At 54.7% G+C, this 11920-nt stretch carries 12 protein-coding genes and 1 tRNA gene; 9 read left to right on the top strand and 4 right to left on the bottom strand.

The window, feature by feature from the left end:
- Positions 1-25: 25 nt before the first annotated feature.
- Positions 26-101 (bottom strand) — tRNA-Asn (locus AS136_RS06255).
- Between the two features lie 330 nt (positions 102-431).
- Between AS136_RS06255 and nac the strand changes: the two genes are divergently transcribed.
- The 3 genes from nac (at position 432) to ldtA (ending at position 3425) form a co-directional block, all read left to right on the top strand.
- A complete protein-coding gene (nac, locus tag AS136_RS06250) occupies positions 432-1349 on the top strand; it encodes a nitrogen assimilation transcriptional regulator NAC (RefSeq protein WP_002911729.1) in 918 nt (305 codons plus the stop codon).
- A 106-nt stretch (positions 1350-1455) separates the two neighbouring features.
- Positions 1456-2406, top strand: a complete 951-nt coding sequence (gene cbl / locus AS136_RS06245; RefSeq protein WP_004180456.1) for an HTH-type transcriptional regulator Cbl — start codon at positions 1456-1458, stop codon at positions 2404-2406.
- A 77-nt stretch (positions 2407-2483) separates the two neighbouring features.
- A complete protein-coding gene (gene ldtA / locus AS136_RS06240; protein ID WP_023322915.1) occupies positions 2484-3425 on the top strand; it encodes a L,D-transpeptidase in 942 nt (313 codons plus the stop codon).
- A 277-nt stretch (positions 3426-3702) separates the two neighbouring features.
- Here ldtA and AS136_RS06235 read toward each other — a convergent pair whose 3' ends face one another.
- Entirely contained in the window at positions 3703-4260 is a 558-nt protein-coding gene (locus tag AS136_RS06235; RefSeq protein WP_023322914.1) for an NAD(P)H-dependent oxidoreductase, read from the bottom strand.
- A 114-nt stretch (positions 4261-4374) separates the two neighbouring features.
- On the opposite strand from AS136_RS06235, the gene AS136_RS06230 reads away from it, so the two are divergent.
- Complete coding sequence (locus tag AS136_RS06230; protein WP_023322913.1) at positions 4375-4719, top strand: winged helix-turn-helix transcriptional regulator; 345 nt, start codon at positions 4375-4377, stop codon at positions 4717-4719.
- A 176-nt stretch (positions 4720-4895) separates the two neighbouring features.
- On the opposite strand, the gene AS136_RS06225 is transcribed toward AS136_RS06230, so the two are convergent.
- On the bottom strand, positions 4896-5816 hold the full coding sequence (locus AS136_RS06225) for a LysR family transcriptional regulator (RefSeq protein WP_023322911.1): 921 nt from the start codon (positions 5814-5816) through the stop codon (positions 4896-4898).
- Positions 5817-5958: 142 nt separating this feature from the next.
- Between AS136_RS06225 and AS136_RS06220 the strand changes: the two genes are divergently transcribed.
- The 5 genes from AS136_RS06220 to AS136_RS06200 all read left to right on the top strand — a co-directional run bounded on the left by AS136_RS06220 (position 5959) and on the right by AS136_RS06200 (position 10418).
- Positions 5959-6348, top strand: coding sequence for a RidA family protein (locus AS136_RS06220; RefSeq protein ID WP_023322910.1), 390 nt, complete (start codon positions 5959-5961; stop codon positions 6346-6348).
- A gap of 126 nt (positions 6349-6474) precedes the next feature.
- A complete protein-coding gene (locus AS136_RS06215) occupies positions 6475-7434 on the top strand; it encodes a quinone oxidoreductase family protein (protein ID WP_023322909.1) in 960 nt (319 codons plus the stop codon).
- 398 nt (positions 7435-7832) lie between these two features.
- Complete coding sequence (locus tag AS136_RS06210) at positions 7833-8729, top strand: ABC transporter substrate-binding protein (protein ID WP_008804189.1); 897 nt, start codon at positions 7833-7835, stop codon at positions 8727-8729.
- Positions 8726-9664, top strand: a complete 939-nt coding sequence (locus tag AS136_RS06205) for an amino acid ABC transporter permease (RefSeq protein ID WP_008804190.1) — start codon at positions 8726-8728, stop codon at positions 9662-9664. Before AS136_RS06210 ends, AS136_RS06205 begins: the two co-directional genes overlap by 4 nt.
- Positions 9657-10418, top strand: a complete 762-nt coding sequence (locus AS136_RS06200; RefSeq protein WP_008804191.1) for an amino acid ABC transporter ATP-binding protein — start codon at positions 9657-9659, stop codon at positions 10416-10418. The genes AS136_RS06205 and AS136_RS06200 overlap by 8 nt, the downstream gene beginning before the upstream one ends.
- Here AS136_RS06200 and AS136_RS06195 read toward each other — a convergent pair.
- Positions 10413-11756, bottom strand: coding sequence for an MmgE/PrpD family protein (locus AS136_RS06195; protein WP_023322908.1), 1344 nt, complete (start codon positions 11754-11756; stop codon positions 10413-10415). The genes AS136_RS06200 and AS136_RS06195 overlap by 6 nt on opposite strands.
- Between the last annotated feature and the right edge of the window lie 164 nt (positions 11757-11920).

The raw sequence follows: 11920 nt of genomic DNA, 5'->3' as shown, positions 1-11920 counted from the left end.
GCTCGAAAGCAGGCTTTTTTAAATTTGGCTCCTCTGACTGGACTCGAACCAGTGACATACGGATTAACAGTCCGCCGTTCTACCGACTGAACTACAGAGGAATCGTGTGAACGGGGCGCATATTAACGATGCCATCCGGCCTTGTCAAAGCCTGATTCAAAGAATTGCGTTCAACTGCTGACAATTTCAACAACCCCTGGCTGGGCGCCGCTTTTTTCACCATTACGCACCGTTGCGGTGCAAAAATACCCCTAATGGGGCATACCACAATCTGCTTACCGGGCAAATAAAAGCTGGATTGTTATCACTATCCCTTATAACACGGCCTCTGGCGGGCAGCGGCAGCGCAATTGAAAAGCTGGCAAGCAAATTGCAGAACCAGTTGCATCATACTTCCAGCGTTGACGCTGGCGTTCCTTACAGGAGGCAAAATGAACTTAAGACGACTGAAATATTTTGTGAAAATCGTCGATATCGGCAGTCTGACCCAGGCCGCTGAAGTCTTGCACATCGCACAACCGGCCCTGAGCCAGCAGGTCGCGACCCTGGAAGGTGAAATGGACCAGCAGTTGCTGATACGCACCAAGCGAGGGGTCACGCCAACGGAAGCCGGTAAAATACTCTACACCCATGCGCGAACCATCCTGCGCCAGTGTGAGCAGGCGCAGCTGGCGGTCAATAACGTCGGCCAGACGCTGCGTGGTCAGGTCTCGATTGGCCTGGCGCCGGGCACGGCAGCTTCTGCCATTACCATGCCGTTGCTGCAGACGGTGCGTAATGAGTTGCCCGAGGTGATGGTCTATCTGCAGGAGAGCAGCGGCACTGCGCTGAATGACAAGCTGCTGGCGGGTCAGCTGGATATGGCGGTGCTGTATGAGCGTTCGCCAGTGGCCGGTATCGTCAGCCAGCCGCTGCTGAAAGAGGATCTCTACCTGGTGGGTACCCGCGACTGCCCGGGACAGAGCGTGGATCTCACGGCGGTGGCGGAGATGAACCTGTTCCTGCCGCGGGATTACAGCGCGGTACGGGCGCGGGTCACCGAGGCGTTCACCCTGCGTCGTCTGTCGGCGAAAATTATCGGCGAGATCGAATCCATTACCACTCTGACCGCGGCTATCGCCAGCGGCATGGGGGCGACGGTCCTGCCGGAATCCGCTGCCCGCTCCCTGTGCGGCGCGGCAAACGGCTGGATGGCGCGGATTAGCACGCCGTCGATGAGCCTGTCGCTGTCGCTGAATATGTCGGCACGCGGCAGTCTGTCGCCGCAGGCGCAGGCGGTGAAAGAGATCCTGCTGTCTCTGGTGAGCCGCCCGTCGCTGGAGAACCGTGAACTGCAGCTGGTTAGTTAGGCTATATTCTCTTAAGGAATAAGTTGCTGGTTTTTATTATTTGTTACCTGGGACAACAGACTTTAACAATAGCAGATACGTTAAGTCCATTGGCCCGGAGGAAAGGGTGAACTTCCAGCAACTGAAAATTATCCGTGAGGCGGCCCGTCAGGATTACAACCTGACGGAAGTCGCGAATATGCTCTATACCTCGCAGTCAGGCGTCAGCCGCCATATCCGGGAACTGGAAGAGGAGCTGGGGATTGAGATCTTTATCCGTCGCGGTAAGCGCCTGTTAGGCATGACCGAGCCGGGTAAAGCGCTGTTATCCATTGCCGAGCGCATCCTCAATGAAGCCAGCAACGTCCGGCGGCTGGCGGATCTCTTTACCAATGATGCCTCCGGTGTCTTAACCATCGCCACCACCCACACCCAGGCGCGCTACAGCCTGCCGCCGGTGATTAAAGCCTTCCGCGAGCTGTTCTCAGATGTTCGCGTCGAGCTGGTGCAGGGCACCCCGCAGGAAATCGAAGCGCTGCTGCATAACGGCGGGGCGGATATCGGTATCGCCAGCGAGCGCCTGAGCAACGACCCGACGCTGGCGGCTTTCCCCTGGTTCCGCTGGCATCACAGCCTGCTGGTGCCGAAGGATCATCCTTTGACGCAGGTGTCTCCTCTGACGCTGGAGGCGATCGCCCGCTGGCCGTTAATCACCTACCGCCAGGGGATCACTGGCCGTTCGCGAATCGATGAGGCCTTCAACCGCAAGGGGTTGATGCCGGATATCGTGCTGAGCGCGCAGGATTCCGATGTCATCAAGACCTATGTCGAGCTGGGGCTGGGCGTCGGGCTGGTTGCCGAGCAGTCCGGAGATGCCAGGGAAGCGGACACCTTTACGCGTCTCGATACTCGTCATCTGTTCGATGCCAATACCGTGTGGCTGGGGTTGAAGCGGGGCCAGCTCCAGCGTAACTACGTCTGGCGCTTTATCGAACTGTGCAATGCCGGACTGTCGCTGGATGAAATTAAGCGTCAGGCGATGGAGCCGGAAGAGGCCGCTATCGACTATCAGATTTAAGCCATCGTGGTCAGCGGATCGAGGCGAGGAAATAACGCTATAATTCACACACGAGAGTCGCGACTGAGGAAGGGAAAATGACGATGCGGCGTGTGAAATTACTTTGTTCTGCGCTGATGCTGCTCGCCAGCCACGGCGCGCTGGCCGTCAGTTATCCGCTGCCGCCGGAGGGAAGTCGTCTGGTGGGCAGCGCATTTACCATCGCCGTGCCGGAGAACAACACCCAACCGCTGGAAAGTTTTGCTGCCCAGTACGGCCAGGGGTTGAGCAATATGCTGGAGGCCAACCCCGGCGTCGATGTCTATTTGCCGCACTCCGGTTCGACGCTGATTATTCCGCAACAGTTGATCCTGCCTGACACCGTGCGCGAAGGGATCGTCATCAACGTCGCCGAAATGCGTCTCTATTATTACCCGCCGCTGGGCAATAGTGTGGAAGTGCTGCCAATCGGCATTGGCCAGGCCGGACGCGAAACCCCGCGTAACTGGGTGACGGCGGTAGAGCGCAAGCAGGAGGGACCGACCTGGGTTCCGACCGCCAATACCCGGCGCGAGTATGCGAAAGAGGGCAAAACCCTGCCGGCGCTGGTGCCGCCCGGGCCTGATAATCCGATGGGGCTGTATGCGATCTACATCGGCAGGCTGTACGCCATCCACGGCACCAACGCTAACTTTGGCATTGGGCTGCGCGTCAGCCAGGGATGCATTCGCCTGCGCAATGATGATATTAAATTCCTGTTTGATAACGTACCGGTGGGGACGCGCGTCCAGCTAATCGATCAGCCGGTGAAGTACACCGTGGAGCCGGACGGCAGCCATTGGCTGGAGGTGCACGAGCCGCTGTCGCGCAACCGGGCGGAATTTGAATCCGACCGAAAGGTCCCGCTACCGATGACCTCGGCGCTGCGCGAGTTTACTCAGGGGCCGGGAGTGAGTCCTTCGCAGGCCGAGCAAACCCTGCAGCGCCGCTCCGGCATGCCGGTGAATATCAGCGCTGCAGCGGTGCAGGGGAATTTGTAAGTGTCGTTTAGCCGGACTCAGCGCTACGGGTTGAGCCATTTTAGTGGCGCAAATTAAGGGGCGGTAATCGCTCTTAACTTGCGCCACTCGCTGTCAGGCTGTATTTAACGGCAATACCGATTGAGTGTTCAACTGGAAATGATAAAACCCTGGCTTCTCCGTTCAGTCGCCAGGGCAAAGGTTTCTCCTGCCAGGCCATAACGGGCAAGCAATGCCGCATTTGTTTATCGGACCCGCCATAAGCGAAAGTATATGAGAACAGTCTATTACATTACTATTAATTAATTATTGCTAACTCGCTATAATTTAATTTAGCTAAGTACTTAATGTAGTCTACTGCGCTTTCATTAATCACTTCGCTGGTGGGATTATGTTCGGCACCATAAAAGGCAAAGTGCGAAACATATTCAGCACCTACATATTTAATCGTTATCTCAAATGGGCGAAGTACTTCTTCCATAGTAAATTTATAACGACCATTGGCCGTATAGTCTGCAAGATCAATCCCGGCAGTAACTGCCAACGCTATTTTTTTATTCTTCAGCTTATCGCCTGAAGAACCGTATGCCCATCCATAAAGAAACACTTCATCCAGCCATTGTTTTAACAGGGGAGGGCAGTTGAACCAGTAAACCGGAAATTGCAAAACCAGCGACTCATGATGCTCAACGAGCCTTTGCTCAGCCTCGATATTGATCCTACCGTCTGGGTATGCTTTATAAAGCTCATGAACAGTAAACTGCTCAGGGTGTTTTTTTAACTCATTTATCCAACATTGGTTAACCACTGACTTTTCAATATTTGGATGAGCGACAACGATAAGTGTTTTTTTCATCACTTCCTCATTCAGAGTTGACTTGCGATTGGGTTACTCAGGAGTATATGATTGGCTCTGTCGTTTGTGAAGTACGCAAATTTAGGTTATATACTTACCAAAAGGAGAGTGTAAATGATGACTGAGACCTGTTCGCAGACGGGTATTAACCTTGAGGAAACCGATTTTGGCTATACGCTTTCCTTAATTAGCGGGAAATATAAAATGATAGTTATGTACTGGTTAAATGAAAATAAACCCGTAATGCGCTACAACGAGCTTAAACGTCGTATCGGTACGATTTCTTTCAAAACGCTTAGTAATACTCTGAAAGAACTCGAACAAGATGGAATAATCAACAGAGTGGAGTACCCGCAAATCCCCCCAAAAGTTGAATACAGCCTTTCAAAACGAGGGGAGTCATTAATGCCAATTCTGGATTTAATGTGTGATTGGGGTGGGAAAAATCGTAACAAATAATCCCGTGGTATGGATATCGATGATAAATAACTCGGCGTAATTCTCAATTGTACATTGAACATTGTACATAGCAGACCTGGTGAATTAACACGCTAGATCTGAGTTCCCTTTTTTTCAATACCACCAGAATGATCATCCATCGTCGTTGATAAGCGAATCAGGGAGCTGGGATGTCGTTACTTATTGTTGGTAATGGGGACATGCTGTTGCATCAATTCAACGATCCAGTCAATAAAAACGCGCAGTTTGCCGTTGACATGGCGGTTCGGCAGAAACGCCAGGTGCAGGGGCATTGGGCTGATACGCCATTGTGTAAATAACGGAATCAAAGCGCCAACAGCCTGATGTGCTGCCGCCATATAGATTGGCAGCGCAATCACGCCTAACCCGGCTAATCCAGCTTCGAGGTAAGCATTGCCGTCATCTACGGCAAGCACATAATTGCCCGTAATTTCAATCTGTTCACTCTCACTGCGCAGAACCAGAGGATCAATCTTACGGCTGCGTGAGGACACGAATCCTACTATGCGATGGTCGGTGTTTTGCAGTTCTCGCGGGTGCGCAGGGGCGCCAAGGCGTTCCACATAACGGGGGGCGACGTAGACGCCGATTTGCAAATCGCCGACATGGCGTGCGATTAGGGACTGGTCGGTGATTTCACCACCGCGCAGAACGCAATCCACGTTGTCGCCGATCAGATCCACCACCCGGTCGCTCACACCCATGTCGAACTGGATATCAGGGTAGCGGGCGTGGAAAGCCGGTAGCGCCGGCACCAGAATAAGGCGGGCCAGCGGACTGGGTACATCCACCCGTAGCCGTCCCCTGGGCGTCATCGCCGCACTGGGCAGGCTGTTTTCAGCATCCTCCATGTCCGCCAGCAGACGGATGACGCGTTCGTAGTAGACCGCGCCATCAGGAGTCACACCGAGTTTGCGGGTAGTGCGATGGAGCAATTTGACGCGCAGGCGCGCTTCCAGCTGCTGAATGAGTTGCGTCACCGTGGTTTTGCTCATATGAAGCGTTTGGGCAGCCTTCGTGAAGCTACCTGCCTCTACCACGCGAGCAAAGGCGCGCATCGCATCGAAACGATCCATTCCTTATCCTCTCTTTTCACCGATTGTTTGGATATTACAAACAATGAGGGACAAAGTCGCTTGTTTATCCGCCCGATCTCGCCGCTGTAAAGTGTCTTTATATTCACCGGGCTTATTTCGCCCCACGATAAAGGTACAAAACATGACAGCACGCGAAGCCGTTTTTCCCTTCGGTCGGCAGACGCTCTATGAGCGCAATCGCTATTCACCGGCCATCAAATCCAATGGTTTTTTGTTCGTTTCGGGGCAGGTTGGTAGCCGCGAGGACGGCTCGCCTGAGCACGATCTGCGAGCTCAGGTCAGGCTGGCGTTCAATAATCTTAATGCTGTGCTCGCGGCGGCGGGCTGCACGTTTGGTGACGTGGTAGACGTTACCCTCTTTGTCGTCGATCCCGAGTCAAATCTCGACGCTATCTGGAGTATTCTGCCAGAATATTGGGGGGAGGCGCCTTACCCTACGTTGACCGGGATCGGCGTGACCTGGCTTTACGGATTCACGTTTGAGATAAAGGTCATTGCCAAGCTGCCCTAAGCGTTATGAGTCTTTCCGCCAGTCAAAAATTCAATAGGGCAGCCTGCGCTGCCTGTGGAGGTCTATGCTGGATCGGGAGAGTTAGACAGACGGGTGCGGATTAACGGAGGGGACAGAGGACAATTTATGAAAGCTGCGGTTTATGACGTGGCAGGCGCTCCCGGCGTCCTGAAATATGTCGATATCCCCGATCCGGTCACCGGGCCTGACGATATCCTGATTGCTGTCGAGGCAATCTCCATTGAAGGAGGCGATCTGATCAACCGCCGTTCAACTCCGCCGCCGCTTCCTTCATGGGTCGTGGGCTACGCGGCCGCGGGCACAGTGGTTGCCGTCGGATCGAATGTCCGTAGCCGTAAGGTTGGGGACAGAGTCGCTGCTTTTCACCAGCAGGGATCACATGCGGAACGTTGGGCGGTACCTGTGGAACATACCTGGCTTATCCCCGATGGCGTGGAGATGCCTGAAGCGGCGGTGGTACCGATTTCTTTTGCAACCGCGCATCATTGTCTTTTCACCCGAGGCATGCTCCGACACGGAGAAACCGTCCTTATTCAGGCCGCGGCGGGTGGCGTGGGGCTCGCGGCCGTTCAGCTTGCCTCACAAGCAGGCGCAACGGTCATCGCCGTGGTAAGCGGAACGCAGCGCAGGTGTCGGTTGCTTGAACTGGGTGCCGATCATGTCGTGGATCGTGCCGAGCACAACATCGTTGACCGTGTCCGACAGTTCACCCAGGGTACCGGTGTGGACCTCGTCATCGATCCGGTGGGGACCACGTTGTCTGCTTCACTTTCTGCACTCGCTCCGGAAGGACGTCTCGTCTTCGTCGGTAATGCGGGCGGGGGGAATCTGACTGTCGACTTGTGGTCGCCAATGCAGTCTAACCAGACACTCATGGGAGTCTTCATGGGCCCCCTTTTGGCAAGGCCTGGAGTGCGGGCCAGTGTGGACGACCTGTTGCAGGCTGTAGCAGCAGGGCGTATCAAGGTGGTCATTGACCGTATCTTCCCCCTGGCTAACGCTGCTGCGGCCCACGAATTCGCTGAGACAGCGAAACCGCTTGGCCGCGTCGTGATGAAGCCATGAGGCGCGTTTGACCAGGACCCGTGCGCCAGACTAATGACTTGCATCTGGTATCAAGGCGATTTACCTGACGCATAGCAGGCGTGAGCGCACGGTTAAAACCGCAGAATTTCAAAGTGAGTGGTTTAACATTCTTTTGAGCCAGCGAGTGCTGCGAGCCCACGGTGCTGACCTTGCGTTTGAATGAAAAGCGTTCTTCAGCCCGCCCCTGACTTTCCCATTTTTTCGAAATCTTTATCTCTTTTTCTCATTTGTCAGTAAAAGGCATATGCCCGCAGAATCATGTCTAAGGCAGGGCGGGTGTTGCACTATCAATGATAAAACCCCTCTGATGGCCTTGCCTCTTTTACCACACCTCTTTTGTGGTTTTTACAGGTTTTTAACCAGGAAAAGGCTTCTTTATGACGTTATCTAAATTACTGCTTCCTTTGCTGATTGCCGGGAATCTCTCTTCTGCGTGGGCTGCCGGGCAGGTTGTTCCGTCCTCTACCACCTTTCATGTCACCGCTGATGAGGCGCTGAAAAGTAAGCTTCCGCCGGATATCGCCAAACGCGGATATATCGTTGCAGGCACCAATCCGAATACGCCCCCAACCACTTTTTTCCAGGAAGACAATAAAACGCTCGCCGGGCGTGAGATTGATGTGATGAATGCCGTGGCGGCAAGGCTCGGTGTGGAAGTGCGCTGGCAGGATACCGGCGGTTTCGACAATATTATTCCGGGGTTGAAATCGGGTCGCTATGACGTCGCACTATCCAATATCAACGCCACCAAAAAACGTCTCGAGCAGGTCGATTTCGTCAGTTACTACGATGCGTCGCGCCTGGGGGTCATCTCGCGTAAAGACGCCAATATTGCGCCATTTACCTCTTTTGAGGCTGTGTGCGGGCAGGAAGTGGGCGCCGGCGCGGGCACTACGCAGATTGGGCGTCTTGAAGCTGCAAGCAAAATTTGTACTGATGCGGGTAAGCCGCCGATCAAGATTGCCGTATTCCCGGATCGCCCTTCAGGCGTACAGGCCGTGGTCAGCGGTCGCGTACCGATGTTCTTCGGCCCGTATGAAGGTCTGACCTATCAGGTTAGCCAGGTCAAACCGCTGACGCTGACCGGCACTATTCATGTTGATGATGCGCCTGTCTCCGTGGCGTTCCCTAAACAGTCGGGGCTGGAAGAGGCGGTGCAGGCATCCCTGAACTCGCTGATCAAGGACGGGACTTACCAGAAAATCCTCGATAAATGGTCCATCGGTTTTGGCGCAGTCAAAGAGTCAAAACGTAATGAAGAGATTTTCGGATGAGCAGTGAAACACACGATCAGCAGCCGGAAGAACTGCGGATCATCGGTAAAAAATATATCGGGCGCTGGATAAGCGCCCTGATCGTATTGCTGATATTGCTGGCTATGGGGAACTCCATGCTCAGCAATCCGCGTTTTGAATGGTCGGTGATTGCCGAAAACTTTACCGGTCCGTCGATCATTCAGGGCGTACTGATGACATTGCAACTGACCGCAATTTCCGTGATTTTTGGCTTTGCAGGCGGCACGATCCTGGCGCTGATGCGCCTGTCATCCAATCCGGTGCTGGTCGCTGTCAGCTGGGGGTATACCTGGTTTTTCCGCGGGGTGCCGATGCTGGTTCAGTTATTTCTCTGGTACAACATTGCCGCGCTTTACCCGACTATTTCGATTTCGCTGCCGTGGGTTGGTGAAATCTGGAGCGCTTCTGCGAACTCACTGATTAGCCCGTTCAGTGCTGCCGTGATTGCATTAGTCATGCATCAGTCTGCCTATGCCGCAGAGATTATCCGCGCCGGGATCCAGAGCGTCGGCACCGGGCAAGTCGAGGCTGCACGTGCTCTGGGTTATCGCCCGGCACAAATATTCCTCCACACCATTTTGCCACAGGCGATGCGCGCCATTCTGCCTCCGGCAGGGAATGAAGTGATCGGTCAGTTGAAAACCACAGCGGTTGTCTCGGTGATTTCACTACAGGATGTGCTGTTCTCCGCGCAGATTATTTATCAGCGCACCTATGAAGTGATCCCGCTGCTGCTGGTCGCCACGTTGTGGTACCTGCTGCTGACATCATTGCTTTCAGTGATTCAGTATTACGTTGAACGACATTTCAGCCGCAGTAGTCACCGCAAGGTAAAACGCAAAGCCGGGAAAGCGTCGGCATCCGGCGCGGTCAGTACCCCCAGTATCAGCGCAGGAGAAACCAGCCATGGGTGAAGCCATTGAATTTCGCAAAGTCACTAAGCGTTTCTCCGGTAATACCATTCTGGATGAAATCAGCCTCGATATTCCGGCCGGTTCGGTCACGGTGATCCTCGGCCCTTCCGGTTCAGGGAAATCCACCTTGCTGCGTTGTATTAATCATCTTGAAAAACTGGATGGCGGCACGATCCGTATCGGTGGCGAACTGGTGGGTTATCAGCAGAAAGGGCAGGCATTGTATGAACTGAGCAGCCGCAGAATCGCCGCGCAGCGCAGCCGTACCGGCATGGTATTTCAGCAATTTAACCTGTTTCCGCACCGCACCGTTTTGCAAAATATTACCGATGCGCCTTTGCGGGTGAAGAAGCAAAACCGTGAGCAGGTACTTAGTAAAGCCCGCGCGTTGCTCCGGCAGGTTGGGTTAGCCAGTCGTGAAGATGACTGGCCGCAGCAGCTTTCCGGCGGGCAGCAGCAGCGTGTAGCCATTGCCCGTGCGCTGGCGATGGATCCTGAAGTGATGTTGTTCGATGAACCCACTTCCGCGCTGGATCCTGAACTGGTGGGCGAAGTGTTGCAGGTGATCAAAAAGCTGGCGCACTCCGGGATAACGATGGTGATTGTCACCCACGAAATCGGCTTTGCACGAGAAGTGGCAGATAACGTCATCTTTATGGAGGGTGGCAAGATTGTGGCGTCGGGGCCAACGAAAAGTGTACTCGATGAAACGGAGAACGTCCGTGTCCGTAATTTCCTGTCGACGGTTTTATAATGACGCTGCGTTAATTTGTTTCGCAAATAACATATCAACCAGCCGCGGCAGACTGTCGCGGTTTTCCAGCCTGCTCAGTGCCACCAGCTCCATCCGCTTTGCGTCTGTGAAGTCGGGCAAACAGGCACGTAGTTTTGCCGGTAAATCAAACGGGAGCGCCAGGCTTTGCTGCCGCGTGAAGCGCTGTTGCAGCACGCAGCCGTCACGCAAAAACACCGTCACCTGATGAAAACGCGCGGCCGGGTTCAGCTCGTCCGGCGGTGCGGAGAAATCCGGGCAACGCGCCACACTTTCTGCCAGCGCGGCAATATCTGTCGCCACCGGCGCCGATGAGAAATCCTCTAAGCGTAGTTCTCCGCGCAGCAAACATGCCGCAATCACGTATTCCAGACTGAACCTGGCTTCAACGCCGGTGTTGGGTTTTCGCACCGACGCCGCAATATCACCGCCCGGCGGAAAAGACACTTCAATGCGTTCGATGGCTGCGATCAGTACATCCGTGCTATTGCCCGTTTGCAGCCACTCCTGGCGGAGAGCTCGTGCGGCATCGGCAGCGCTATGCGTGCCTCCGCAGGTCGGATAGGGTTTGAATTCCAGACCGGGCGAGATAATCCGCCACGGCGCGCCCCAGCCTGAGATAAGTTTTTCCGGCTGCTGCTGACCGGCGCAATAAGTCGATAAAAAGCTGTCCAGCACGTTGTCCGGCTGGCCGTGAAAGCCTGCCAGCGTGAGCTGTGTGGCAATGACGGCGGTCTGCGCCGCCAGGCCCGCGTGCAACGGTTTGACATCACTGCCGAACTGCGCACGTAAACCCGCAGACTGCGTCGCCGCGATACCCAGAATCACTGCCGTTTGCCGTTCCGTGGCATGCACCAGCCGCGCGCAGGCAGCGGCGGCGGCAATCGTGCCGAGCGTAGCGGTATTGTGAAAACCGAGGGTGTAATGCTGAGAACCGACGGCCAGCCCGAGGCGTCCGGACATTTCCACTCCGGTCACGTACGCATCGAGAAAATGTGCGCCATTGAAATCGGGTCTTTGTGAGACCAGCGCCAGAAGCGCGGGCAAAATCACCACGCTGGGGTGACCGCGAAAATCGGGATGGAAATCGTCAAAATCCAGCGCGTGCCCGACATACCCGAGCAGCAACGCGCGGGTCGGCGGATCGTCAGCGCGGTAAACCTGATGCAAACTGTTCAGTCCTGCATCGGGGAAGTCACCGCGTAAAACCGGCAGGGTAACCGCCAAAAAATCCAGTAACCCTTCCCGTGCTGCTTCATGAGCCGCGGGGGAAGGGGACGAGCTGACGATAAGTTTCGCCAGCGATGGCGTTAATGTCATCGGTGTATTCCCCGTTTCAGGCCTGAGCGACCGAAGATAATAAATTAACGAAAGGTTCACGCTCGCAGAGCGCATGCAGTTGCACCAGCAGGGCGTCTGAAATCGAGTGCTCGTCAAGGGTCAACGATGAGAATCAATGCCTGGCAAGTCGGTGCCTGCTTGTC

The sequence above is a fragment of the Klebsiella sp. D5A genome (genome assembly GCF_001620885.1).
Lineage (GTDB): Bacteria > Pseudomonadota > Gammaproteobacteria > Enterobacterales > Enterobacteriaceae > Klebsiella > Klebsiella variicola.
The sequence above is the reverse complement of the archived record's forward strand: the minus strand, read 5'-3'. Positions and strand labels throughout refer to the sequence as shown.

Bases quoted from the DNA above. Each gene is read 5' to 3' on its own strand.
- AS136_RS06195 (WP_023322908.1), bottom strand. From the start codon at position 11,756: ATGACATTAACGCCATCGCTGGCGAAACTTATCGTCAGCTCGTCCCCT.
- AS136_RS06220 (WP_023322910.1), top strand. From the start codon at position 5,959: ATGACAGCACGCGAAGCCGTTTTTCCCTTCGGTCGGCAGACGCTCTAT.
- AS136_RS06200 (WP_008804191.1), top strand. From the start codon at position 9,657: ATGGGTGAAGCCATTGAATTTCGCAAAGTCACTAAGCGTTTCTCCGGT.
- AS136_RS06210 (WP_008804189.1), top strand. From the start codon at position 7,833: ATGACGTTATCTAAATTACTGCTTCCTTTGCTGATTGCCGGGAATCTC.
- AS136_RS06225 (WP_023322911.1), bottom strand. From the start codon at position 5,816: ATGGATCGTTTCGATGCGATGCGCGCCTTTGCTCGCGTGGTAGAGGCA.
- ldtA (WP_023322915.1), top strand. From the start codon at position 2,484: ATGACGATGCGGCGTGTGAAATTACTTTGTTCTGCGCTGATGCTGCTC.
- AS136_RS06215 (WP_023322909.1), top strand. From the start codon at position 6,475: ATGAAAGCTGCGGTTTATGACGTGGCAGGCGCTCCCGGCGTCCTGAAA.
- AS136_RS06235 (WP_023322914.1), bottom strand. From the start codon at position 4,260: ATGAAAAAAACACTTATCGTTGTCGCTCATCCAAATATTGAAAAGTCA.
- AS136_RS06205 (WP_008804190.1), top strand. From the start codon at position 8,726: ATGAGCAGTGAAACACACGATCAGCAGCCGGAAGAACTGCGGATCATC.
- AS136_RS06230 (WP_023322913.1), top strand. From the start codon at position 4,375: ATGATGACTGAGACCTGTTCGCAGACGGGTATTAACCTTGAGGAAACC.
- nac (WP_002911729.1), top strand. From the start codon at position 432: ATGAACTTAAGACGACTGAAATATTTTGTGAAAATCGTCGATATCGGC.